Genomic DNA, 23,519 nt, shown 5'->3' with positions numbered 1-23,519 from the left:
GTCGGCGTGCGGCGGCCTCGAGCCCCACGTACATGTTGAACGCGTTGCTGTACAAGCCTCCATAGACGTGGTGCCAGCTCTTGACTCTGCCTTGCTGGGCGAGGTCGACGGCGGCCTTGGTGTCGTCGCCGCCGACGTCGTACACCTCGCATAGCGCCTGTACGTCCTGTCGGCGGACCTTTTGAATCTGTCCGGTCTCGATGCGCTGAAGCACGGCTCGGGATAGGTCGACCAATTTGGCGGCTTCGGCAATGGTGAATCCGGTGGCTTCGCGGCGCTCGCGAAGGAACCGTCCGAGCTGGCGGCGCGGCAGGGTTGATGACGGGCCGTGCTCTTCGGTGCTGGTCACGGGGTCTCCTGGAATCGAGTCACATCGGATCGGGAACCGAGCCTGTTCTTACTGCAGAACCGAGCGCCGTTCTGGCGTTTTAGAGCAATCGCAATCGAGTTCTCGTTTCTGCTGCTGTCTATCGGTTGCTGATGCTGTGCTGTGGGCGGCGCTCGAGCTGGAAATCGTTGAGGTACAAGGCCTGTTCGACCGCCACCCCGCAGCTCCATCGACCGAAGGCCTGGAACGATGACGAACAATCAAGTGGCAGAATCACATACAGGGCAATCCGACGCGCCGAAGGCTGTTGGATTCGTGCGCGGTGACGTGTCCGGACTCGCCACACCCCGGCACGCAACCGCCGTAACGCAGCACGCCCGGCTACTGGGCTACCAGTACGTTTACACGGTTCGGCCACCGCAGGACATCCCCGATCCGATCGGGTACGCCCTCGGGATCGCCGCCGGGCTGGGTGTGGCCGCGATCGTGATCTACGACTTGGCTCAGGTCGACGATCAACCAGCGCGGGTGTGTGAAGACTTCGATCTCGAAACCGTTTGTCCCGCAACCACATGGGCGAGGGTCGCCTACCGGGCCATCCCCGAGACAGGGGTGGCCTGATGCGCGAGGACATGATCGTCACGCCGCCGCGAGTTTGCGGGTATGCCGATATCGCGTTGGCGCATCAGCAGATGCGCGAGCATCGCGCCTGTCGTATCGGCTTGTGCGTGTGGAAGGCGGCGGCGTATTACACGCTGGTCGGTGCGGGTCGAGTCACGCCGCAGTCGTTGACCCCGCGCGAGCGCTCCGCCGCGCGTGGCCTCGAGTTCCCGCCACTGGACCGCGAGGGCTCCGCGCAGGGTGGGCCGACAGTACGAACACTGCGTGAGGTGCTGGACAAGCTCACCGAGCTGGCGCTACCGATTCCGGGCGCGAACAGTGGCGGCGACGGCTGACGATCCGGGGGGAGCCGGGATGAGCGAGCATCGCACCGAGGTGGACGGCTGGCAGGCGATCTGGCGGCTCGACGACCACCGCGTTCGAATGATGTTGGTGCGCAACCTATTCGAATCGGAGCCACTGCTATCGATGTCGACCGCGGCCACCGCACCGGACCTGGTACAGGTCCGGGAGCGGTTCCCGGACCTGTCGCGGTTGTGGGACGCGGTACGTCACGAGTACTGGACGGAATCCCTGTCCCCTAAGGAGCGTCCGCCGGGGACGATCTGAGTGACGGGCATCCACCGACCCGGTGCGCCGCGATCGTCTGATTCGAGCACTTGCTACCTGTACCAGATGTACTGCCCACGGACGTTGGTAACGGCGTGGCGAGCTGACATGGCGAAGACCTCCGAGTGAAGTGCGAGCTGTCTAGGAACGCACCGAATTCACTGGAGGTCTTCGTGTCTCACCGTAATGCCCCATTGTCGGAGTTGGGCCTCGCCTACAGTGAAATACTGCCCGACGAACGCAAGGAAACCGCGGTCGCGAGCGGGCGGATCACACCTCCAGGTCCCCCTCGATGCCCTTGAGGCGGTGCCGGGCCAGCGCGAGGTTCGCCCGGCCCCGGTCCAGGGCGAGGTAGAGGAACAGACCTTGTGACTTACGGCCGGTCATCGGTCGGATGATGTGGTATTGGCCCGACAACGTGATGAGGATGTCCTCGATGGCCTCGTTGAGCCCCAGCTGCTCCATGGTGCGCAGCTTGGCGCGCACCACCTCGGTGTTGCCCGCGGCGGCGACCTGGAGGTCGAGGGCCTTGGAGCTGCCGAGCATCCCAAGCGCCATGCCGCTGTCGTAGTCGACGACGGCGGCTCCGATCGCGCCGTCGATCGCCATCATCTCTTTCAGCGCCAGATCCATATCGGACATATCTGTTCCTTTCGATCGGTGTTCGTTTCCTAGTCTTTTCCAGGGGCCGTCAGCTGGTCGGCGATCCTGCGCGCCACCGGGCGCGACTCCAGATGGAGCCGGCCGACGTTCACCTCAGGGCCCGCCAGCACGGTCAGCGAGGCCCAGCTCGCCGCGTAGACCACCACGTACCCGCCGGTGCCGCGCACCACGACGTCATGGAACCCGCCATCGTGCGCGGTGGTGGCCATCCGGTGCGACAGCGCCAGCTGCGAAGCGGCCAGCGCGGCCATGCCGGAGGGCTCGATGTGCGCGGGCAGATCGTGGGCGATGAGCAGCCCGTCAATGGATGCCACCAGCGTGCCGGTCAGGTGCGGGATGCGATCGTGCAGTGCCTTCAGCTCTGCCAGCACCACCGCGTTCGGTTCGGGTCCGGACACCGCCACCTTGGTCAACCTTCCCATCAGTGCGTGACCGAGCAGTTTCCTCCGCGCGGTCACTCGAGCTCCGCCAAAGCTGCCCGCAGACGGAGGAGCAGGGCCTCATCAACTGGCTCCCATTTCGGTTCGGAAGCCGGCTCGGCCCGCCGCGTCCGGCGTCGAGGTAGCGGCTCGGACTCGGCGACTTCGCGAGCGGCCGCCACCGGCTCGGCTGTCTCGACCGGAGCGGGTGCCGCGACGGCCGGCTCGATCAGCCCTGCCACGGTCAGGTCCCGAACTGCCTTCAGACAGCCATAAGTGGTGCGGCCGAGCTCGCGTGCGATCCCGGTGATGCTGCGCCGGGTGTCAGCGGCGGCCAGCACCTCGGCCTGGCCGCCGGTGAGTACCACGCGCCGTCGCCGCACGCGGCGGACAGGCACAACGGGGGCGCGGTCGACCAACGTCGCAGGCCACGGCCCAGACTCCGGATCGCCACGCCGCGCGCACTCATGAACGAGCGCGCGCGGCGTGATCTGGCAGACCGGGGCGAGCCAGTGCGGCGGCGCGGGCTGGAATTCAGGGACGGCGGGCGAGGCCAGCAGAAAGTAGGCGGCATCGAACACCGATAGCAGTACCAGAGTTTCCAGCCCTGGTCGTCCCAGCACATGGCCGGGATTTCCGTCTGCGGCCCGCCGCCAGTCCTCCGTGGTTGCCACACCCGCCTCCACGACAAGCCGGTCCAGCCCGGTTGTCCGGCCGCAGTCGACGGATGCGATCGCGCCCTCGGTCAGATGAAACGCGCCGTCGCCAGCGCGCAACATGCCGGTACGCCTTTCCTTTTCGAGCCGCTGCAGTTCGACCGCGAGCTCAACGCTCATGACCGTCCTCGGTCAATTCGCGCAGAATTCCCCGGAGCTGGAACCGCGCCATCGCCAGATTCCCGGTGTCGTCGTCGAGCACAACGTGCATGAAAAGCCGACCGTCGAAGTCGCCGTTCACCAGATTCAACAGGTGATATGCGCGGGTTCCGCAGACGATGATCTCGGTGACGTCGTCACCGTCGCGGCCGGTTGCCAACGCTGTGCAGCCGAGCACCTCGCGGACCACATCGGTGGTGGTGGCGGCGGCCTCATGCTGGTCCACCAGATCGTGCCGACCTGCCGCGGCGATCGCCAGACCACTCGCTCCGTCCACCAACGTCACACTGCGCGCACCGGGAATCTCCATGACACGTTGCAGACAGCCGTCGATATCGGTCACCGTGCTCTGGCCTGCCTGCCTGTCGTGGGATGATTTCAGCAAACCAGACGCTACACACCGTGCCTACCGGTGTACAGAAAAAACCGGAAAATCGTACTAAAAAACGCATCTCCCCTGCGGCAGGCGGAGATTGGGGCCGGAGCCGCTGGACAAGAACTGCTGGCCGTTGTCGGAACGGACCTGCGATACGACGCCGGATGCGATGCAGTACCTGATGGCACGGACACGGCAGCCGCACACGGGATAACCCCGTTACCCTGCAAGCGAATCCAGCAACTCATCCGCATGCGCCAGCTCAGTATCCACCGCGGCCTGGTTTTGAGATCGGCACCGGAACTCGAGCCCGACACGCCGACCCGAACAGAGTCCTACTAGCTAGTGTGTCGGTCCCAAATAGTGTGTCGGGCCCAAATTTCGGGACCGACACACTACGGCCTGCTACCCACCAACGATCAGGACTGGGGCGAGGAGTACCGCACCCTCGAGGTCGTCAGGGATCTCGATCAATGACCCCGGAAGTCGTTGATGGTCACTCGTCCGGTTCCTCGACCTCGTCGCACTCCATATCGGCCAGTTGGCTGCGGGTGTTGAGGAGTTCGGTGGCTACCTCGCTCGATGGGTCCGTTTCGGCCAGTTCTTCCAGTTCCGTGAGTAGTTCGCGCATCGTCGCCAGCCATGGCCGATCGGGTTCCGAACCGCTGCCGTAGAGCTGTAGCCAGGCCGCCGAGCGCAGGCATTTGGCTCGGGGGCCGATGCGACCGAGGCTGCCCCACAGGTGCGCCGCGCGCAGGAAGGCGGCGATCGCCTGTTCGTCCTCGCCGCCGTAGTCCAGCACCGAGGCCGCCGACCAGGCCAGCTCGGCTTCGAGTTCGACGCGGTCGGGATCATTGTGGACCAGCCGGGCACCCTCGACGAATTGCTGTGCAGCATCACGGAATCGGTTGAGCTTGCGCAGTGATTCGCCGTATTGGCGGCGCACGAGCGCCATTTCGGCGGGGGGATAGGGCATCTCACCGGCCGCGAGTGGCTGTTCGAACAGTGCGGCCGCCTCACCGTGCCGTCCGGCCCGGTGCAGCGCACGCGCGGCGACGAAGGTGAGGTGTATCGCGTCCGCGGGCGAGATCGGTTCCCAGCGGGCCGCGGCGGTGAGTGCTGCGTCGGCGAGTTCGTATTCGCGGCCCCGCTGCCCGGACAGCGCCATGACCAGTTGGGAGCTCAGTCGCGCGAGATGTTCGGCGGGCAGTGCGGTCGCGCCGATCGAGAGTGCTCGGCGCAGATACTGTTCGGCGTCCTGTGGATAGTCCACCAGTCGTACCGCGGCCAGTTCGGCCAGCTGCAGTGCGTCCTCGGCTTGCTCCTCGGAAGTCGCGGTGACAGCCGGTGCCACGGCGGCGACCTTGCGCGGCAAGGTGTTGCGCACACCGAGCGGAAGGTGCTCGACCAGCTGCTGCTGCGCGAGGCGGGCCGCGACCCGATCGCTGACTACGGTATTGCCATTGCGGCCGTCGTAACGTGCGGCGAGTTCGCCGATTTCGACGGTGAGGTCGCCGCGCACCGAATCCACTGTGCCCGCGCCGATTTCGAGCGCGCCGAGATCCAGCTCTGTCAGCCGCCGCAACAGCACACCGACACCCGATATGAAGGCGAGCCGAATGGCGGCGTCCGCTCCCGGATCGGTCAGCCACGCCGTATGTTCGGACAGGATCTCCAGACCGCGCGCCTCGTTCCCGGTCAACGCGCAGAATTCGATGTGCTCACCCACCGAGCGACGCAGATCCGGAATATGGCGTACCAGGGGATAACCCGTCAAATGCGCACTGCGCGCCTCGGCGATGCGACCGGTGCGCACCATCGGCAGCAAGGCGTGCCCGAGCACCCGGTGCGGTTCCTCGGCGCAGCTGCGCGTTCCATCGATGACCGGGTGCCAGCACTCGAGTGCGGCCTCGAAGTCACCGGCCTGCGCATAGTTGGTGCCCCACTGGTTGCGTTCACAGGCATCGCAGTCGGACATGCTGTCGCGCGCTGCCGCCCGGGCCGCGTCGAGCAGATCCGCGGCCGCGTCGTGGTCACCGAGTTCGCGGGCCAGGTCCGAGCGCAGCGCGAGCACCGGACGAGCACTGTATCCCCGCTGCCGATAACGACTTTCGAGTTCGTCGAGCCAGCGGTAGGTGGTGCGCAGCGGTACGGCGGGATTGTCGATCAGGCCCCAGGTCAGCCATTTCAGATACCAGTGCACCGAATGCGTCATCCCACCGAGTTCGGCGGGGAAGTCGTCGTAGATCCGCAGCAGCCTGCCGTAGGCGACCGGAGCCAGATCTCGTTCACCCGCATACGCATACGCCTTGGCCAGCTCCAAAAGGACACTGCCCTCCAGTGCGCGGTCCGGACCCGACTTCGCCGCGGCGGCAAGGGTTTCCAGGCGCTCGGTGCGGCCGCGCCCGTGCGGCAGCGAACGGCTCTGCGCCAGCGCCGCCTGGATCTCGGAGGTCTCCATCTCAGGCCTCCTCCGCGGTCTCGCCCGCCGCGTGCCGGGTCGCCCAGGTGAGGAATTCGCCGAATGCGCGATTGAGCAGTGCGGTATCGGCCGGTCGCAGCGGCCGGTGTGTCATCAGTAACGCCTGGCCATAGAGGGATTCGATGGCCGTCTTCAGGAAGGCGGGATCACCGATGTGGCTCAGCCTGCGCACCACCGGACTGTGGTGGTTCAACACCAGCTGCGCGCGGGGCGCGCTCGCTTCCAGCGCGCCGAGGATTTCGGTCCAGAGTTCGTCGGCGCCGACAGTGGTCTCGACCCGTGTTCGTGCATTGCGCGCGCCCCGACTGTCCAGATGCAGGGCGGGCACCGAAACCGGGTGGAACGCACGCAGAATCACATCGCAGGACAGCGGATCCAGGGCCGTGCGGGCGGCGGCGAGCACCGGGGCCAGCGCCAGTTCGTCGGGCGGATCCACCAGGTCGAGGGCATTGGTGACGGCGGCCGCGTCCAGTTCGGTGACCGTGACATCGGGCAGTATCACGGGCAGCAGGGCGACGAGTTCGGCATCGTAGGTGTAGCCGCCGTTGACGACCCCGATGCCCTGTGCGGCCGCGATGGCGGCCACCTGACGGAACTCCTCCACCGTTGCCGTCACCCGCACCGCGGGATGGTTGCGGGCGAATTCGGTCAGCGGGACCCGGCCATCGGTTGTCTCGAACAGCAAGTGCGGCACCATGATCCGCAGCATGTCGGGGGAGTGCCTGGCCATTGCCTTGACGCCGAGCGCGTGCACGGACAGAAACGCGGCCAGCCGCTCAGGCTGTTCGGCGGCGATTTCGGTGAGCCAGTCGCGAATTCGATCCCCGAGGGTATCGCGGATGATGGCGAGGCGTTCGTCTTCGTAGAGCCCCTCGCGCGAGGCGGTCGGGCGCAGGCTGTCGGCATCGATCACGCAGCGTACGAAGAAGGCCCAGTCCGGCAGCAGTCCGCGCACCGCATCACCGAGCAGCATGCCCTTGAGATAGATCCGGTGTGCGCTGGGATCGGCCGGATTGCCCGGCTGCGACAGTACGAAGGCGACGCCGCTGACTCCGGCCAGTTCGGCATCGAGGTCGATCACATCCAGCGGGGTGAATCCGAGTGTGCGCTCGCCGTATTCGAACAGCGCCGCCCGTCGCTGCGCCGGGGACGGATAGCTGCGCCGCCACACCGGAGGTCCATCGGTCGCGCGCAGTCCGACGCCGTTCGCCTCGACCGTCACCTCGTAGGGCAGCAGCGAACCGTATTCACGGACCAGGTCGAGCACCCGTCCGGGGGTGAACCATGCCTGCGCGCCGGCTCGTGGCGTGAGATGCACTGTGGTGCCGGGTTCTCGACGGTCCGCGGGATCGAGTCGACGCAGTGCATAGGTGCCATCGGCGGCGGCCAGCCATTCGACGGGCGCGGCGGTCGGATCGATGGCCGAACGGGTGACCACCCGGATTGTTTCGGCGACAGTGAAGCAGGCCAGCAGCCCGATGCCGAACTGCCCTAGGAACTCTCGGCGCGCGCCCTCGATATCGTCGCGCTTGGACGAATGCCCGATGGTGGCGAGGAACCGATGCACATCCGCCTCGGTCAGACCGATGCCCGGATCGGTTATCCGCAGTCCGGATTCGTCGATGACCAGGCGAATCGCGGTGGGCGCCAAGGCGTCGAGCTGGGTACGCGCGGTGACGGCATCGACCGCGTTCTGCAACAGCTCCCGGATGTACACCCGAGGACTGGAATACAAGTGATGGGATAGGAGATCGACGATTCCACGCAGATCGACCTGAAACGAATAATTCCCATCACCAATGCGGTCCGACCCCGACCATGCACCACCCGGTGCGCTGTTCACCATGGGCCGAATCCTGGTGTGCGCCGCCAACAGTTCTCTTAACGAACGCTGATGGTGTTAACAGTCCGGACGCTTCGACTTTGGGAGTTTGCTGACAATCGCGTCGTAGGACTGATCGACGAGTTCACGCAGTTCGTCGTCGGACACCGCACCACCGAGTTGTATGACATTCCAGCCGTAGCGGCCGATGTAGGCCGATGGCGAGACGTCGTCCGGGTAGATCCGCACCAGCTCATCGGCCTCCTCCCGATTGGGCCCGCACTTCAGCCCGATCGAAGTCGATCCAAGGAAGGCGAATATCTTGTCGCCGACCTTGGCGACGATATCGCCCTCCCACGGCTCGTCCTGCCAGGCACCGGGTTTCGCCAAGCAGTACTTCAGCAGCTGCGCCTCGAGCACTGTCGCCTCACACCGGCAGCAGGCGGGACACCACCGCGGTCAGTTGCTTGGCCGAGCGGCATTCGTGCATCTCGATCACCTCGCGGTACTTATCGGCGGCGGAATCGCCTGAGCCCCAATTGCTTTCCTTCTCCGGATTGAGCCAATGTGCGTGTTTGGCGGTCTGCACCAGTTGGCGCAGCGTATCCAGTCGCGGGTCGCGGTAGTTGGTGCGGGCATCGCCGAGGATCAGCAGTGAACTGCGGGCGGTGACGGCATCGGGCCAGTTCGTGGCGAAGCCGGTGAGCGCATGGCCGTAGTCGGAGTGTCCGTCCAGGCCGACCACTTTGCCCTCGGTGAAGATGCGTGCCATGGCCTTGTCCAGCTGGGTGTTCGGATCGAAGAACCGGGTCACCTCATCGGTGCGGTCCACGAACGCGAAAATGCGCACCCGGGAAAACTGTTCGCGCAGCGCGTTGACGAGCAACAGCGTGAAGTTACTGAATCCGGCCACCGAACCGGACACATCGCAGAGCAGGACCAACTCGGGACGACCCGGGCGTGGTTTGCGATTCACCAGGTCGATGGGCACACCGCCGGTGGACATGGATTTGCGCAGCGTTTTGCGCAGATCGATCTCGCCACGGCGCGCATGCCTGCGCCGCACGGCCAGTCGGGACGCCAGTATCCGGGCCAGGCGCTGGGTGCTGCGCCGCATCTCCGCGAGCTCGGTTTCCGAGGCGCGCAGGAAATCGACATCCTCCGCCTGCCGCGCGACGGCATAGCTGGCGACGCGTTCGCGGCCGATATTCTCGGCCACCCGCCGATGGGTTTCCGCCTCCACGATGGCGCGGAATCCGGCAATGCGCGCCCGGCCAGTGCGGCGGGCGACCTCGGTGTCGAATTCGCTGGTATCCGGCCCGGCGCCCAGGCCCTGCAGAATCCTGGCCAGCAGGATTTCCGGCTGCACCTCCCGCAGGGTGCGGTACGCCGAGAAGGAGGGGCCGCGCGAGGACTCGTACTGACCGAGCTGTTCGACCAACTGCGCGGCGATCATTTCCAGCTGCTGGGCCGAATCCTCGCGGCTCAGCAGCGTTGCGAGCAATCCCCGCAGCGCGGGCATGTCGATCTCACCGGTGGGCGTGCGTGGAATCTCGATGTCATCCGGTGTGCCGCTGCGCGCGCCGAGCGCGGCCGGGAACCACAGGTCGAACAGGCCGTCGAAGGTGCTGCGGTGCGTGGTACGGCGCAGCAGTGCGCAGGCCAGACCCTCGCGCAACACCTCGCGGTCCATCAGATCCAGCACCGACACCACCCGGCCCGCGTCCACGGTCTCCGAGGGACCCACCGCGATGCCGCGCGCCCGCAACGCCTCGACGAAACCGACGAGATGCCCCGAAAGCCCGTGCGGCGCATTGAGTATTGGTGTCGCGGGCACCGATCCGGCCGCCATGGTCAGGCCAGCTTCAGCTCGGCCAGCGCGCGCTGGTGGTCGGCCTGATGTTTGAGCACGACACCCAGGGTGGCGCGCACGGTGGTGTCGTCGAGATCCTGCATGCCGAGCGCGAGCAGGGTGCGTCCCCAGTCGATCGACTCGGCGACACTCGGCAGCTTCTTCAGCTGCATACCGCGCAGCACGTGCACGATCCGGACCAGCTGGGCGGCGACCGCGGCGGACAGTTCCGGCACCCGACTGGCCAGGATGCGGCGCTCGAGTTCTTCGTCCGGGAAGTCCAGGTGCAGGTAGAGGCAGCGGCGCTTGAGCGCCTCGGACAGTTCGCGGGTGGCATTGGAGGTCAGCACCACGAACGGCTTGCGGCTGGCGGTTATCGTGCCGAGCTCGGGCACGGTGACGGCGAAATCGCTGAGCACCTCGAGCAGCAGACCCTCGATCTCGACATCTGCCTTATCGGTTTCGTCGATGAGCAGCACGGTCGGATCGGCGCGCCGGATGGCGGTCAGCAGCGGCCGGGAGAGCAGGAATTCCTCGGTGAAGACATCGGCTTTGGTCTCTTCCCAGTCGTTTTCGCTGGACGCCTGGATGCGCAGAATCTGCTTGGCGTGGTTCCACTCGTAGAGCGCGCGGGCCTCGTCGACGCCCTCGTAGCACTGCAGGCGCACCAGTTCCGCGCCAGCGGTCTGCGCCACCGCCCTGGCCAGTTCGGTCTTGCCGACACCGGCCGGACCCTCGATGAGTAGTGGCTTGCCGAGCCGGTCGGCAAGGAATACCGACGTCGCGGTCGCCTTATCGGCCAGGTATCCGGTCGTGGCCAGCCGTTCGATCACATCGTCGACCGATGTGAAGATCGGCTCCTGCACTGCGCTTTCGGTAGCCACCTTGCTTCCTTCCCTCGAAAACCCACCCTTCACGCTACGGGAGGGTCCGAGGCAGGCGCTCAGCGGTTCTTACACTGCACGAAATCTAGACCGGACGGATCTGGCCGTCGCCCCAGACGATCCACTTGGTCGAGGTCAGTTCCGGCAGCGCCATCGGCCCGCGGGCGTGCAGCTTCTGGGTGGAGATGCCGATCTCGGCGCCGAAGCCGAACTGCTCACCGTCGGTGAAGGCGGTGGAGGCGTTGACCATGACGGCGGCGGCGTCCACGCGACTGGTGAATTCCCGGGCCGCGGCCAGGTCGCCGGTGACGATGGCCTCGGTGTGGCCGGTGCCCCAGGTATTGATGTGCTCGACGGCCGCGTCCAGGTTCTCGACCACCTTGAGCGCGATGTCGAGGGTGAGGTATTCCTCGCCCCAGTCCTGATCGTTGGCGGGTACCAGGCCGGGCAGATCGCCGTGCACGGTGACGCCGTGCCGTTCGAGGGCCTCGAGCAGCCGGGGCACGGCCGTGGTGGCGATCGCATCGTCGATGAGCACCGTCTCGGCCGCGTTGCACACGCTGGGACGGCGGGTCTTGGCATTGATGAGGATCTGCTCGGCCATCTCCAGATCGGCGTCCGCATGCACGTAGACGTGGCAGTTGCCGGTACCGGTCTCGATGGTCGGCACCCGCGCGTCGCGGACAACGGCGTTGATCAGCCCGGCGCCGCCGCGCGGAATCACCACATCGACCAGGCCGCGGGCCTGGATCAGGTGGGTCACGCTGGACCGGTCGTGGCTGGGCAGCAGCTGCACCGCATCGGCCGGGATGCCCTGTGCGACAAGCGCTTCCCGCAGCACCTCGACCAGCGCGGCATTGGACTGCGCGGCCGAGGAGGAACCGCGTAGCAGTCCGGCATTACCGGATTTGAGCGCCAGCCCGAACGCATCGACGGTGACATTCGGCCGGGCCTCGTAGACCATGCCGACCACACCGAGCGGCACCCGGACCTGACGGATCTCCAGCCCGTTGGGCAGGGTCGACCCGCGCACGACCACGCCGATCGGATCGGGCAGCCCGGCGACCTGGCGCAATCCCGAGGCGATGCCGTCGATGCGGGCCTTGGTCAGCCGCAGCCGATCCAGCAGCGACTCCTCGGTGCCCGCCGCCTGTGCCGTCGCGATGTCCTCGGCATTGGCCGCGAGCACGGTATCGGCCGCCGCGAGCAACGCATCGGCGGCCGCGTGCAGCGCCTCGTTCTTCTGCGCCGTGGTCAGCTGTGCGAGCGCACGTGCGGCGACCCGAGCCTTGCGTGCGGCGTCGTGCACCGTCTCGCGGATATCCTGCCCGGTGGTCGTTCCTGCCGTCATGGGTAACAGCCTACTGACCGGCTGGAGTGGCCTCAGCACCCATTCCCGCACGGCATCCGGGGGAACCCGCAGAATCGGGAGAACAATGGGCGCTGAGTGACCGTGCCCGTACGACCAGGTGGGCCGATCGCAGTCAACGACCTCATTCCGACACGTAATGGACTGAGGTCGTTACCATTTCAGCCTGGGGCCCCGCTGCCGACGCGCTCGCTGTCTTCCGATGGAGCGTCAAGTGCCGCCAACAGCCCGCGCTTCTTGTACTTGGGTCGAAGCACCCGTCCGGCCATGTCGGCCGGTGACAACCAGGAAATGACAGCGCCGTGTTCCTGGTTCGTGAGCAGCCGCGGAACGAGGTCTGCCGCGATGGTCTCGGGTAGATCGGCAAAAGCCGAGTAGAGACCGCGTCTGCGGGGCGAGGCCCTCCGGTACTGCTCGGCCAGCATGTCGCTGACCACGATCCCGGGGATGATGGTGCCGACGCGGACCGGGCCGCCCGCGACCTCTTTGACGACGGACCGGGTGAAATAGCGAATCGCCTGCTTGGTGGCACCGTAGATCGCCATGCCGTTGCGCTTCATGCCGTTACTTCCGAAACCCTCGGTGTTGAAGATCTGACCGGTTGTCTGCTGCTTCTGCATTCCGGCAAGCGCGACGATGCAGCCATTCATGGTTCCGGTGAGATTCGCCGCCACGACGTCGGCTATCTCCGTCGCCGTCAGTTCGACCAGAGGCACGGGGTGTCCGCCGATTCCGGCATTGTTGATCCACAGGTCGACGCGGCCGAACGCGGCTGTGGCGGCCGCGAACAAGCCCTCGACGTCCGCGAGGCAGCCGACGTCGGCCGCGACCCCCATGACCCTTGCGTTCGGGTGTGTCGAGCGCAGCTTCTCGATGCATTCGCCGACCGAACTCTCGGTTCGCCCCGACACCACAACCGCGCAGCCCGCCTCGAGAAACGCATCAGCCAAAGCGAATCCGAGACCGCGGGTACTTCCGGTGACAGCGACGCAATGCTTGTCCATGCGCGCTCCTCTCGAGTTGGATGCGTTCCGGGCCGCCGGCTCAATAGTGGTGGTCCACCACCATTTTATGAATCTATGTCTATCACAGCGAAATATGGTGGTCAACCACCACCAATTCTCGGAGGCCGCTACGGTGAGAAACATGAGTCAGCAGCCAACCGGCGCCGAGAACCCCAGCAACGCCGAGCTGGTCCAAGCCCTTCAACAGGCGGTGGGACTTGTGCGTGCCCACTTCGCCGCAGCCACAGCCCAGGCGGGCGTGACCCCGGTGCAAGCGAAGGTACTGCGTGAACTCTCCGACCCCCGCACCCTCAAGGATCTGTCGGCACGATTGGGCGCCGACCTGTCCAACACCTCGGGAACCGTCGACCGTCTGGAGTCTCAGGGCCTACTTCGCAAGCAGCCGCACCAAACCGATCGGCGAGCACGTCTGCTCACCTTGACCGCTACTGGCAAGCGCATACGGCAAACCCTGGAAGACCTCGCCTTCAGCAATGTGCCCCCACTCGATGTACTCAGCCCACGCCAGCGTCACGACCTGAACACGCTGCTCCGGCTGATCACCTCGACACAGACCACACCTGCAGATACCGAATCACCGTAGCGAACGATCCCCTGCAGCCCGCCCCATCAGCTCGCGCTACGTAAGCGAACCACATCGAACCCCGGGCGAACCGGCTTCTCGGGAGATGATGACAAAGCTGACACCGCAACAGCGTTCGACGATCGCGGAAGTTTCCTCATTCGTGGTGTGTCCGCTCGCTGATTCCATCGATCTCGTTCAGGATCTGTCGCAGGAAGAGCCGGGGTGGCAGGCCAGGTGCCTCGGCGGCAGCTAGCAGGGTTTCCACGACCGGCCCGATCGCGGGAGCGCTGTCCACGGCCATCCGGACGAGACCGAGTTCGGCGCACCGAGAAAGGGCCGGAGTCAAGCAGGCGATCGCCTGGTCGGTGCGTCCGGCGACGGAAAGGCAGCCGCCATAGAGCAACTGAGTCTGCAGAAGAGCGCGGGGGCGAGGTTGGGTGCGGATTTCGGCGACGATCTGTTCGGCGGCGGCAGCGGCGCGCTCGGCTGCGGCCGGTGACTGTTGGGCGAGTAGGAGACGAATGGCCGACTCGTGGGTGAGTTCGGCGGTGACCGCGAGTGGGTGGTTCGGTTGCCGCTGGTACGTGGGCAGGTGCTCGAGCATGTGCCGGTCTTCGTCGGTGATCGGCAGACCAAGTCGTACCCGCTCGTTCAAGAGGCGGGCGGTCAGCCGTGGCAGGGCGATGCGCTCCGCGACCGTTTGCCCCTCGTCCAACCGTCGTCGTGCGGCCTCGACGTCGCCGCGCACTGCCGCCAGCCTGGCACCGGTCCCGTAGGTGGCGACCAGGAATTCCACGGCGCCGGTCTCGATTCCGTGACTGGATGCCAGCAGCTGGGCGGCTTCGGCGTATTTCCCTTTCTGATAAAGCAATTCGCCGAGCAGGCCGCTGGCAAGCCGGGTCGCGTGGGAATGGCTGCCGGAATTCCGCGCGAGGGCAAACGCGGAGCGGAACAGCTCCTCGGCTCCGGCGATGTCGAGTTGTTCGGCAGCGGCTTGGCCGGCGATGCACGCGCCGTACACCACGCCGGCCAGGCCTTTGATGCGGGTCCGGTAGGGCTCGGCCCATGCGTGCCAGCGGCGGGCGCCCGCGAAGTCGAAACGATGGTAGGCGGCCGCTTCCGCGGTGGTAGCCGCGACGCTGGCGAGGAACGGGCTTACCGGCTGCTGCAGCCATGCCACGGCGGCATCCGGGAAATCCTTGAACCGGTCTGTCACAAGGTATTCCGCGGTTCGCGTCACATCAGCCTGGATGCGCAGCTCCGCGGTTCCGGTATCGTCCGGTGCGGCGGTTGCCAGTGCCGCGTCCACCCGATCCAGCGCGGTTCGGGAGGCGGCAGGGCGTTGGAGGGAGATATTGGCCCAGGCCACCGACAGTTGCAGCCGTGGATCGGCAACGGTGATCTCGCCGGGCAGCTTCTTCACCAGCCCTAGGAAGGTGGCCATGCGGGAATCTTCGATCAGCGTGTCGGCGTGTTCTTGTACCAGCTGTTTCGCCTGCTCGGCAGCGCCGGCCGCGAGTGCGTGATCGACGGCTTCGGTGAGCCTTTCGTGCTCGGCGAACCAGGTCGACGCGGTCAGATGGAGCTGTTCGAGCAATCCGGGATGCTGGCGGACCATTCTGCGGCGCAAGAAGTCCGCGAAGAGCGCGTGATAGCGGAACCACCGCAGCTCGTCATCCACGCCGCGCAGGAACAGGTCTCGGCGCCGCACCTCCTCGAGCTGTTCCTGCCCGGACCGCACTCCGGTCAGCGCCTCCGCGAGATCTCCACAGATGGTGTCGGTGACCGCGGTCCGCATGACGAAGTCGAGCATCGTCGGTTCGAGCTCGCCGACGACGTTTTCCATCAAGTATTCGCCGATGGCGTAGTGCTGCCCCGTGATCTGGTCCAGGTAGTCCCCGGGATCCTTCTTGCCGCGCAGTGACAGTGAGGCGAGCTGCAGCGCCGCCACCCAACCCTCCGTCGACTCGCGCAGCCGGTCGACGTCGGCGTCGGAAAGGTGCAATCTCTTCGCACCGACCAGGAAATCCGTCGTTTCCCCGGAATCGAAGCGCAGTGCGGTCTCGTCGATTTCCACCAGTTCGTCCTGAACGCTCATGCGCCCCAACGGAAGACCGGTGCGAGTGCGGCTGGTGACAATCCATCGCAGGTGGTGGGACCCGTTGTCGAGCAGGAACTCCATCGCGGCGAGGGTCGCCGGACTGTCCACCTGGTGCCAATCGTCGATCACGACGGCAATGGGCTCCGCACTGTCGTGGATCTCGTTGATCAGGGCCGTCATCACCTGCTGCGCCGCGCTGGCAGAATGCTCCTCGAGAATCTGCGTCAGTTCGATCGCCAGTGTCGGGCGAACCTGCCGAATCGCCTCGACCAAGTGGCTCAGGAACCACACGACATTGTTGTCGTCCTCCGCGATCACCAACCAGGCGGCCCGGACGCCGTCCGCTTCAAGGGCGTGCGCCCACTGTGCGGCCAGGCTGCTCTTGCCGAAACCGGCCGGGCCATGAATGAGGACCAGCCGTCTGGATTGTCCCTCCCGCAAGATCTCCAGCAACCGCGGGCGATCGACCAGTCGGCGCAGTGTCGTCGGTGGACGGAACCGGGTCGTCGGGGCCGATTGCGGCCGCAACGCGGTTGCGGCGGTCGACATCGTCCGCGAGATCGGCTGCCTGCCCGCGACGGAGACGGTTTCGACGGGTTCGTCGTGCTCCGGAGCAGGCATCGTGTCCACCGGCAGCCCGCAGGAGAACTGCACGGTGCGGAACCGCTCGCCGAATTCCCGGGCGGTGGCCGGCCGGTCGGCGGGTTCGATGGCCATGGCGGCCTCCAGGACGGTGCATACCATTGCCGGTACACCGGCGGATCGCAGATCGGGGACGGGTTCGGAGGTGATGCGCACGAACTGCGCCATCATCGACTCGCCCGCCTGGCGCTCGAACGCGGCGTGGCCGGTGAGCGCCGCGAACAGCGTCGCGCCGAGCCCGTAGATATCGGAGCGAACCGTCGGAGGTTCGCCACGTATTACCTCCGGAGCCATGTAGGCCGGGGTCCCCGCGACGACGCCGGCCGCTGTCTCGAACGCGCCGCCGACGCGTGCGATACCGAAGTCCGCCAGCTGCGGTTCACCGTAGTCGCTGATCAGCACGTTCGCGGGATTGACGTCGCGATGGACGACGTCGCAGGCGTGCGCGGTCGCCAGCGCGCCCGCCAGCTTCACACCAACGGCAAGTACCTCCTGCCACGACAACGGTCCGTCCGCGCGAATCCGGGCGTCGAGTGAACCCCTGGGGTGGAACGGCATCACGATGAACGGCCGTCCGGTCGGGGTGACGTCGGTCGTCAGCACCTGGACGATGTTCGGGTGGGTCGAGAATTTCCCCAGCGCACGTTGTTCGCGCAGGAAGCGGGTCCGGTCCTCATCGTCGACCGTGGAGCCGAGAACCTTGACCGCCACGTCCCGATCGAGTGCGGAGTCGGTGCATCGGTACACGACGCCGAATGCGCCGCGGCCGATTTCTCGAGCATCAGCCAACCCGGCCGCAGCCAGATCCGCTGCGATGCCGAAAGTCAGGTCGCGTTGCGTCCCCTCAGCATTACCTTCGGACACCGACCGCTCAACCGATCATCGGCGCAGACTTCCCCGAAATTCGCGCGTTCGCGGCGGCCTGCCACCCCGACCGTCTCATGTACTTACCTCTCGAGGCGAAAACCAGCTGGTCCCGACAGGTCGATCATAAACCGCGACACGGGAGCAGCGTGCCGGCCATCGAATCGGCCGGACAACTGCGGCGCGACGAGGTGGGCCGAGTCCCATCCGTATCCGCTCGCCGAAATGGCGCTCGTGCGCCGCCAATACGGCGAATCACTGCGCAAGCTCAACCGATTCCGTGCTGCCGCACAGCAATTCGTCGAGGGTGCCCGGCTGGTCCACAATGATCCCGACCGCGTCGAACTCGAAGCCGAGCTGGCCTGGTCGGCGACCTCGGTGCTGGACTACTCCGGCGACGATCCTGCCGTCGTCGCCTTCCTCCGCGGCGCCCATCTCTGCGCTCGGGATGTCGAGCGCCCGGCGGCAGGAACGGCAGTTCGAACAGCGATGTGGATTCCGAACAGCTTCGATTCCGCGCACGTCACCAATGTCGACACCGGCACGGCGATCACCCTGTCCGATCTGTTCACCGATCTCCAGCAGGGCCTGAATGTGCTCTCGACCCAGGCGCAAACCCTGGTCGAACAGAACCCGAGGGCGACCGGCTACAGCAAGAGCGAGCTCACCCCCGGGGCCGAGCACTTCCAGATCTGGGTAGCCACGCCCGAGGGCATGAAGATCTATCTCGGTCAAATCGCCTCGCACGCCGCGGGCAATATCGATGTCACCGTGCGGTGGTCCGCGCTGGACGGCGTGCTGAAGCCGGGGATGCGCGCGGTGATCGGCAGCCGACGCCCTCGGCACGGCTCGCGGTGGTAGCTTCTCGGGCACGAATGCGAGCCATACGGGGAGGCGAAATGAAGAAGACCGCTGCCGCTGTCCTGATCAGCGTCCTGTTCGCCGTGCTCACGGCCTGTGGGTCCAGCGATCGGGCCGACTCGTCGGCGGCACCGGCGTTCACCGCGACCTCGGTTCGGCTCGAGGGTCCCTGGTACTCCGTCGACCTGCCGCAGGTGGCGGGTGGCACCGACGATGCGCGAACCGATTTCAATGAGGGCATGCGCGCCGAGGTCGATCCGTTCCTGCGGGCCGCGGCGGAGAAGCAGCAGGTGAAGGGGTTCAACAGCGAGGTCGCCCATATCGGCGGCCATGTGCTCAGCGGCGTGCTCGGCATCGAGGTCAGCGACGGCCATCTGCATCCGACCACCTTCAAGCGCACCCATGTGACGAATATCGACACCGGTAAGGCGCTGACCCTGCCCGATCTGTTCACCGATGTGCAAAAGGGCCTCGATGTGCTGTCGGCGCAGGCGGCGGTGCAGATTCCGAAGACGCGGGTCGGCCCGAACTCCTACGACAAGGAGCGCATCGAGCCGACGGTGGAGAACTTCAAGGACTGGCTGGCCATGCCCGACGGTCTGCGCGTCTACCTCGGGGAGATCGCATCGCATGCGCTCGGCTATATCGACATCACGATTCCATGGTCCGAACTCGACGCGACGCTGAAGCCGGGTCTGCGGGCGGTTGTCAGCAGTTGACGGTCCAACCCCGGGGCGGACCGAACCGACCGGTTAAGCTCGGCACTCATGCAGGAGAACGGTCGGCGCCGACGCAAGCTGGGCGTGATGGGTGGCACTTTCGACCCCATCCACCACGGCCACCTCGTCGCCGCCAGCGAGGTCGCGAACCGGTTCGACCTCGACGAAGTGATCTTCGTCCCAACCGGACAGCCGTGGCAGAAGGCCGATAAACAGGTCAGCCCGGCCGAGGATCGCTACCTGATGACCGTCATCGCGACCGCGTCGAACCCCCGATTCACGGTCAGCCGGGCCGATATCGACCGGGGCAAGGTCACCTACACCGTCGATACCCTGCGCGAGATGCGTGCCAAGCATCCCGACGCCGAGCTGTACTTCATCACCGGAGCTGACGCACTCGCCAACATCCTGACGTGGCAGGATTGGGCGGAGTTGTTCGAACTGGCGAAATTCGTCGGAGTGAGCCGACCGGGGTATGAGCTGAACACCGATCATCTCGAGGCGCATCTGCGTGATCTGCCGGTCGATGCGGTGACCATGATCGAGATCCCGGCGTTGGCGATCTCATCGAGTGAATGCCGTCGCCGCGCCGCCGAGAACCGGCCGGTGTGGTACCTCGTGCCCGACGGCGTCGTGCAGTACATATCGAAGCGGCACCTATATGTGCCGGTAGGAGTGGAAGGTAAATAAGGCGTGAGTGAGCGCAGCGAGCAAACCAAGGGCGGAGCCGCTGCTGCGGTCATGCCGGAACCGAGCGCCAGCGAGGTGGAGGCATGAGCGCATCTGTCGAGTCGGTGGAAATGGCGCAGGTCGCCGCGCGCGCGGCGGACGAGAAGCTGGCCTCCGACGTCGTGGTGCTCGACGTGTCCGAGCAGTTGGTGATCACCGACTGCTTCGTGATCGCCTCCGCGCCGAATGAGCGTCAGGTCAATGCCATCGTCGACAATGTCGAGGAGAAATTGCGCGAGGCGGGGCATAAGCCGGTCCGGCGCGAGGGCACCCGCGAGGGCCGCTGGGCGCTGCTGGACTACGTCGACGTCGTGGTGCACATCCAGCACAATGACGAGCGCAATTTCTATGCGCTGGAACGGCTCTGGAAGGACTGTCCGGTGGTACCGGTGGCGGGGATCACGGCCGGAAGCGAGGTATTCGGGCACGCGGAAGACGCCGCGGCGGTGAACAGCGAAACGGGGACGTCCGCGAGTGAGTAAGTATGCCGGGGTCCGCACGCTGATCCTGTTGCGGCACGGGCAGACCGAATGGAATGCCGCCGATCGAATGCAGGGTCAGATCGACACCGATCTCACCGAACTCGGCCGCCGCCAAGCGAAAGAGGCCGCGCGCGAACTGGTTTCGCGCAATGCGATCGCCATCGTGTCCTCCGATCTGCGGCGCGCCTTCGATACCGCATCGGCGCTGGCCGATCACACCGATCTTCCCGTGGTCCCGGATGCGCGGCTGCGCGAAACCGATCTCGGCGACTGGGAGGGGCTGACCCACCTGGAGGTCGATGCCGACTATCCGGGTGCGCGGGTGGCCTGGCGGTTGGACGCGGCCTACACCCCGCCGAACGGCGAGAGCAAGCTCGAGGTCGGCGCGCGTTCGCTGCCCGTCGTTCGGGAATTATTCGCCGATCGGCAGGATTGGCCGGGCCGGTCTATCATCCTGGTGGCGCACGGCGGGCTGATCGCCGCCCTCACGGCCGCGCTGCTCGACCTGCCGCCGCGGAACTGGCCTGCCCTCGGGGGGCTGGCCAACACCAGTTGGGTGCAGCTGAGCAGTCACGGTCCGAGCATTGATCAGCCCGGTTGGCGCCTGGATGTGTGGAACGCAGCGGCGAAGGTGGCCCCGGATGTCCTCTGAAGAACCGATCCGGCAGGTACCGGACGAACTGTTCCGTCGGGTTTCGGCGAAGCCCGAGCGGGCGATCCCGGATGCGCTATTCGGACCTCCCCCGGTTAAGCAGGTCGAGCCGGAGGTATCGGCCGAGTCGGCGACGTCGGAGTCCGAAGGTGATGAACCGGCTGCCGCCGAGTCCGGTGAGGGCAACGACGAGCCCGCCGCGCCTGCGGCCGAGTCCGGTAGCGGAGCCGAGCCAGCTGAACCAGCGAGCGAACCGCCCGAAGGTGTTGCGGCAGTATCCAATGCGACCGAGTCCGCGACTCCCACTGTCGGTGCAGCCGCATCGACCGCCGAGTCCGTGACCGATGCCGCGACGACTACCCCGGCGGACGAGTCTGTTTCCGCCACAGCGGATGCCACGGCTCCCGAAGTTGTTGGCGTCGGATCCGCGCTGGCTCCGGCCGATTCCGATGAATCGGTTGTCGACGAGGTTTCGGCCGCCGCGGTGGCCTCGACCGATGAGCCGCAGCCGACGGATCGGCCGGTGCTGCTGGTGATCGCGGATTCACTATCCTACTTCGGTCCGAAGGGCGGCCTACCCGCGGACCATCCGAGGATCTGGCCCAATCTGGTTGGCGCCGAACTCGATTGGGATGTCGAGCTGATCGGCCGGATCGGCTGGACCTGCCGCGACGCATACTGGGCGCTGATCGGCGATCCCCGGGTGTGGGCCGCGGTGCCGCGCGCGGGTGCGGTGGTTTTCGCGGTCGGCGGGATGGATACCTTGCCCTCGCCGCTGCCGACCGCGCTGCGCGAGTTGATCCGGTATGTGCGACCGCCCGCGCTGCGCCGCGGCGTCCGCGCGACCTACAACTGGCTGCAGCCGAAACTGTCGAAACTCGGTCGCCCGGTGGCCTTGCCGCCGAAGGTCAGCGTGGACTACCTGGAGCAGTCGCGGGAGGCGCTGGCACAGCTGCGTCCCGAGCTGCCCGTGGTCGCGGTGCTGCCGTCGGTGCACGACTGCGCCGCCTACGGACGCGTGCACAGCGGCCGCGAGCGTGCGGTGCAGGCACTGCGCGCCTGGTCGGCGCGGACCTCCGTGCCGCTGGTCGATCTCGCGGAAGCGGTGCGTGACAATATCTTCTCCGGCGAGGCGAATCCGGATGGCATCCACTGGGGCTGGGATGGGCATACGGCCGTCGCAAATTCGATGGTGAAGACCCTGCAGGAGGTTCGGTAGTTGGCCGTAGTGGTCGTCACCGATTCGTCCGCCAGCCTGCCCGTCGAACTCGTCGATGAGTTGGACATCGCCGTAGTACCGCTGCATGTTCTGGTCGGCGACCGCGCCATTCGCGAAGGCGCCGACGCCATTGATATCGACTACGGCTCCGATACCGTGACGACGTCGGCGGCCTCACCCGGTGAGCTGCGTGCGGTCTACGAGCAGGCACTCGCCCGCAGCAACGGGGACGGTGTTGTCGCGGTACATCTTTCGCGCCAGCTATCCGGCACCTGGGAGGCCGGTCACCAGGCGGTGCGCGATATGGATGCCGCCGACCGGGTCCGGCTGGTCGATTCGCTCGGCGCGGGCCTGGCCACCGGGTTGCCGGTGCTAGCAGCCGCGCGCCGCGCACATAGCGGCGCAGCATTGGCCGACGTCTACGAGACCGCCGTCGGCGCGTCGAGCCGATCACGCACGTTCGTTCTGGTGAACCGCACCGAACAATTGCGCCGCGGCGGCCGATTGAGCAGCGCCGCAGCCTTTTTCGGCAGCGAACTGGTGAGCAAACCGCTGCTGCAGATCGTCGAGGGCCGACTGGAACTGCGCGAGAAGGTCCGCACCCGCTCCAAGGCCTACGCCAAACTCGTCGCGGCGGTGGTGGATGCGGCGGGTAAAGGCGGTGCGGCCGTCGCCGTCCAGCACCTCGGTGCCGAGGACGCCGCGAATACGGTCGCCGCTCAGCTGCGCGAGCTGGTTCCCAGCATCCATGAAATGATCGTCGCCGAATTCGGCCCCGCGCTCGGCGTGCACTTGGGTGTTGGTGCCGTCGGCGTGGTGGTCGTTCCCGGCGGCTTTGCCTGATTCGCCTTACGAGAAGATGTGGCTACGGTCCAGCATGCGCGGGCGTGCCGCATCTTCCGGTCGAGTGGCCTGGTAGGCGTATTAATTTCTGGCTGATCGCAACCCCTTTGGTCGGCAGCGGAGGTGACTACCGTCGCGGCATGACCCGTTCCGCAACTCCGATCCTTCCGCCGCTGACCGTCGAATCGCTCGAATGGGAGCATCCGGACGCGATGGTCCGGCGCTGAACCGATCGTCGATGCCACGAACCACGATGTGCGGCGGGGCCGCGCGGCGGCCGCGCCCGACCCGACCGCGTCAGCGGGGTATCACGAAGTGCCGCAAGGGCTCTCGGCGATATCGAGGCGGGTGGTCGACCTTCGATATCGAGGCGGTGCGCGACTGTGCTGATGCGGTGGGGAGCGGATGCCCGATCTGCGATAAGCACAGGGGTATCGGTGCGCTGGTCGGCCCGGTGATCTACGCAGATGACCTGGTACTGGTGCCGCCGCGAAGAACAGGACATGGCGGCCACCAG

Annotated in this window: 24 protein-coding genes; 11 read left to right on the top strand and 13 right to left on the bottom strand. The window is 66.3% G+C overall.

The window, feature by feature from the left end; translation table 11 throughout:
* A partial coding sequence (locus ABZW16_RS34725) for a helix-turn-helix transcriptional regulator (RefSeq protein WP_354960348.1) occupies window positions 1-349 on the bottom strand: 349 nt, incomplete at its 3' end.
* A 228-nt stretch (window positions 350-577) separates the two neighbouring features.
* Between ABZW16_RS34725 and ABZW16_RS34720 the strand changes: the two genes are divergently transcribed.
* Genes ABZW16_RS34720 through ABZW16_RS34710 form a run of 3 tightly spaced genes read left to right on the top strand, consistent with a single transcriptional unit; the run spans window position 578 to window position 1,558 of the window.
* The gene (locus tag ABZW16_RS34720) at window positions 578-949 is read left to right on the top strand and encodes a hypothetical protein (RefSeq protein WP_354960347.1); all 372 of its coding nucleotides are present in this window, start codon (window positions 578-580) and stop codon (window positions 947-949) included.
* Window positions 949-1,284, top strand: a complete 336-nt coding sequence (locus tag ABZW16_RS34715; protein WP_354960346.1) for a hypothetical protein — start codon at window positions 949-951, stop codon at window positions 1,282-1,284. The genes ABZW16_RS34720 and ABZW16_RS34715 overlap by 1 nt, the downstream gene beginning before the upstream one ends.
* A 19-nt stretch (window positions 1,285-1,303) precedes the next feature.
* Window positions 1,304-1,558 carry a hypothetical protein gene (locus tag ABZW16_RS34710; RefSeq protein WP_354960345.1) on the top strand — a complete coding sequence of 85 codons (255 nt, stop codon included), beginning with the start codon at window positions 1,304-1,306 and terminating at the stop codon, window positions 1,556-1,558.
* 270 nt (window positions 1,559-1,828) lie between these two features.
* Here the strand turns inward: ABZW16_RS34710 and ABZW16_RS34705 are convergent, their stop codons facing one another.
* From ABZW16_RS34705 to ABZW16_RS34655, 11 genes are all read right to left on the bottom strand, one after another.
* Window positions 1,829-2,200: a hypothetical protein gene (locus tag ABZW16_RS34705; protein ID WP_354960344.1), complete on the bottom strand. Its 372-nt coding sequence runs from the start codon at window positions 2,198-2,200 to the stop codon at window positions 1,829-1,831.
* A 29-nt stretch (window positions 2,201-2,229) separates the two neighbouring features.
* Entirely contained in the window at window positions 2,230-2,679 is a 450-nt protein-coding gene (locus ABZW16_RS34700; protein WP_354960343.1) for a roadblock/LC7 domain-containing protein, read from the bottom strand.
* On the bottom strand, window positions 2,676-3,476 hold the full coding sequence (locus tag ABZW16_RS34695) for a hypothetical protein (protein WP_354960342.1): 801 nt from the start codon (window positions 3,474-3,476) through the stop codon (window positions 2,676-2,678). Before ABZW16_RS34695 ends, ABZW16_RS34700 begins: the two co-directional genes overlap by 4 nt.
* Window positions 3,466-3,900, bottom strand: coding sequence for a hypothetical protein (locus ABZW16_RS34690; RefSeq protein ID WP_354960341.1), 435 nt, complete (start codon window positions 3,898-3,900; stop codon window positions 3,466-3,468). The genes ABZW16_RS34695 and ABZW16_RS34690 overlap by 11 nt, the downstream gene beginning before the upstream one ends.
* A gap of 487 nt (window positions 3,901-4,387) precedes the next feature.
* Entirely contained in the window at window positions 4,388-6,352 is a 1,965-nt protein-coding gene (locus ABZW16_RS34685) for a hypothetical protein (RefSeq protein WP_354960340.1), read from the bottom strand.
* Window position 6,353: 1 nt separating this feature from the next.
* Window positions 6,354-8,219, bottom strand: a complete 1,866-nt coding sequence (locus ABZW16_RS34680) for an HSP90 family protein (protein ID WP_354960339.1) — start codon at window positions 8,217-8,219, stop codon at window positions 6,354-6,356.
* A 54-nt stretch (window positions 8,220-8,273) separates the two neighbouring features.
* A complete protein-coding gene (locus ABZW16_RS34675) occupies window positions 8,274-8,615 on the bottom strand; it encodes an MmcQ/YjbR family DNA-binding protein (protein ID WP_354960338.1) in 342 nt (113 codons plus the stop codon).
* Between the two features lie 7 nt (window positions 8,616-8,622).
* A complete protein-coding gene (locus tag ABZW16_RS34670; protein WP_354960337.1) occupies window positions 8,623-10,047 on the bottom strand; it encodes a VWA domain-containing protein in 1,425 nt (474 codons plus the stop codon).
* A gap of 2 nt (window positions 10,048-10,049) precedes the next feature.
* A complete protein-coding gene (locus tag ABZW16_RS34665) occupies window positions 10,050-10,931 on the bottom strand; it encodes a MoxR family ATPase (RefSeq protein ID WP_354960336.1) in 882 nt (293 codons plus the stop codon).
* Window positions 10,932-11,016: 85 nt separating this feature from the next.
* Entirely contained in the window at window positions 11,017-12,282 is a 1,266-nt protein-coding gene (locus ABZW16_RS34660; protein WP_354960335.1) for a glutamate-5-semialdehyde dehydrogenase, read from the bottom strand.
* A 179-nt stretch (window positions 12,283-12,461) separates the two neighbouring features.
* A complete protein-coding gene (locus ABZW16_RS34655) occupies window positions 12,462-13,304 on the bottom strand; it encodes an SDR family oxidoreductase (RefSeq protein WP_354960334.1) in 843 nt (280 codons plus the stop codon).
* 142 nt (window positions 13,305-13,446) lie between these two features.
* Between ABZW16_RS34655 and ABZW16_RS34650 the strand changes: the two genes are divergently transcribed.
* Window positions 13,447-13,908 (top strand): MarR family transcriptional regulator, encoded by a 462-nt coding sequence (locus ABZW16_RS34650; protein ID WP_354960333.1) that lies wholly within the window; start codon window positions 13,447-13,449, stop codon window positions 13,906-13,908.
* A 136-nt stretch (window positions 13,909-14,044) separates the two neighbouring features.
* On the opposite strand, the gene ABZW16_RS34645 is transcribed toward ABZW16_RS34650, so the two are convergent.
* A complete protein-coding gene (locus ABZW16_RS34645; RefSeq protein ID WP_354960332.1) occupies window positions 14,045-17,497 on the bottom strand; it encodes a protein kinase in 3,453 nt (1,150 codons plus the stop codon).
* Between the two features lie 225 nt (window positions 17,498-17,722).
* On the opposite strand from ABZW16_RS34645, the gene ABZW16_RS34640 reads away from it, so the two are divergent.
* The 7 genes from ABZW16_RS34640 (at window position 17,723) to ABZW16_RS34610 (ending at window position 23,002) form a co-directional block, all read left to right on the top strand.
* Window positions 17,723-18,358 (top strand): hypothetical protein, encoded by a 636-nt coding sequence (locus ABZW16_RS34640; RefSeq protein WP_354960331.1) that lies wholly within the window; start codon window positions 17,723-17,725, stop codon window positions 18,356-18,358.
* Between the two features lie 38 nt (window positions 18,359-18,396).
* Complete coding sequence (locus ABZW16_RS34635; RefSeq protein ID WP_354960330.1) at window positions 18,397-19,077, top strand: RsiV family protein; 681 nt, start codon at window positions 18,397-18,399, stop codon at window positions 19,075-19,077.
* 48 nt (window positions 19,078-19,125) lie between these two features.
* On the top strand, window positions 19,126-19,767 hold the full coding sequence (gene nadD / locus ABZW16_RS34630) for a nicotinate-nucleotide adenylyltransferase (protein WP_354960329.1): 642 nt from the start codon (window positions 19,126-19,128) through the stop codon (window positions 19,765-19,767).
* Between the two features lie 83 nt (window positions 19,768-19,850).
* Window positions 19,851-20,288, top strand: a complete 438-nt coding sequence (rsfS, locus tag ABZW16_RS34625) for a ribosome silencing factor (RefSeq protein ID WP_354960328.1) — start codon at window positions 19,851-19,853, stop codon at window positions 20,286-20,288.
* Entirely contained in the window at window positions 20,281-20,940 is a 660-nt protein-coding gene (locus ABZW16_RS34620) for a histidine phosphatase family protein (RefSeq protein ID WP_354960327.1), read from the top strand. Before rsfS ends, ABZW16_RS34620 begins: the two co-directional genes overlap by 8 nt.
* A gap of 484 nt (window positions 20,941-21,424) precedes the next feature.
* Window positions 21,425-22,159: a diglucosylglycerate octanoyltransferase gene (octT, locus tag ABZW16_RS34615; protein WP_354960349.1), complete on the top strand. Its 735-nt coding sequence runs from the start codon at window positions 21,425-21,427 to the stop codon at window positions 22,157-22,159.
* A complete protein-coding gene (locus ABZW16_RS34610; RefSeq protein ID WP_354960326.1) occupies window positions 22,160-23,002 on the top strand; it encodes a DegV family protein in 843 nt (280 codons plus the stop codon).
* The last annotated feature ends 517 nt before the right edge of the window (window positions 23,003-23,519 follow it).

The sequence above is a fragment of the Nocardia sp. NPDC004604 genome (assembly GCF_040609795.1).
Classification (GTDB): domain Bacteria; phylum Actinomycetota; class Actinomycetes; order Mycobacteriales; family Mycobacteriaceae; genus Nocardia.
Note: the sequence above shows the minus strand (reverse complement) of the source record. Positions and strands in the feature narration are given on the sequence as shown.

Bases quoted from the DNA above. Each gene is read 5' to 3' on its own strand.
- nadD (WP_354960329.1), top strand. From the start codon at position 19,126: ATGCAGGAGAACGGTCGGCGCCGACGCAAGCTGGGCGTGATGGGTGGC.
- ABZW16_RS34670 (WP_354960337.1), bottom strand. From the start codon at position 10,047: ATGGCGGCCGGATCGGTGCCCGCGACACCAATACTCAATGCGCCGCAC.
- ABZW16_RS34695 (WP_354960342.1), bottom strand. From the start codon at position 3,476: ATGAGCGTTGAGCTCGCGGTCGAACTGCAGCGGCTCGAAAAGGAAAGG.
- ABZW16_RS34640 (WP_354960331.1), top strand. From the start codon at position 17,723: ATGGCGCTCGTGCGCCGCCAATACGGCGAATCACTGCGCAAGCTCAAC.
- ABZW16_RS34655 (WP_354960334.1), bottom strand. From the start codon at position 13,304: ATGGACAAGCATTGCGTCGCTGTCACCGGAAGTACCCGCGGTCTCGGA.
- ABZW16_RS34650 (WP_354960333.1), top strand. From the start codon at position 13,447: ATGAGTCAGCAGCCAACCGGCGCCGAGAACCCCAGCAACGCCGAGCTG.
- ABZW16_RS34660 (WP_354960335.1), bottom strand. From the start codon at position 12,282: ATGACGGCAGGAACGACCACCGGGCAGGATATCCGCGAGACGGTGCAC.
- ABZW16_RS34705 (WP_354960344.1), bottom strand. From the start codon at position 2,200: ATGTCCGATATGGATCTGGCGCTGAAAGAGATGATGGCGATCGACGGC.
- rsfS (WP_354960328.1), top strand. From the start codon at position 19,851: ATGAGCGCATCTGTCGAGTCGGTGGAAATGGCGCAGGTCGCCGCGCGC.
- ABZW16_RS34720 (WP_354960347.1), top strand. From the start codon at position 578: ATGACGAACAATCAAGTGGCAGAATCACATACAGGGCAATCCGACGCG.
- ABZW16_RS34715 (WP_354960346.1), top strand. From the start codon at position 949: ATGCGCGAGGACATGATCGTCACGCCGCCGCGAGTTTGCGGGTATGCC.
- ABZW16_RS34710 (WP_354960345.1), top strand. From the start codon at position 1,304: ATGAGCGAGCATCGCACCGAGGTGGACGGCTGGCAGGCGATCTGGCGG.
- ABZW16_RS34635 (WP_354960330.1), top strand. From the start codon at position 18,397: ATGAAGAAGACCGCTGCCGCTGTCCTGATCAGCGTCCTGTTCGCCGTG.
- ABZW16_RS34685 (WP_354960340.1), bottom strand. From the start codon at position 6,352: ATGGAGACCTCCGAGATCCAGGCGGCGCTGGCGCAGAGCCGTTCGCTG.
- ABZW16_RS34680 (WP_354960339.1), bottom strand. From the start codon at position 8,219: ATGGTGAACAGCGCACCGGGTGGTGCATGGTCGGGGTCGGACCGCATT.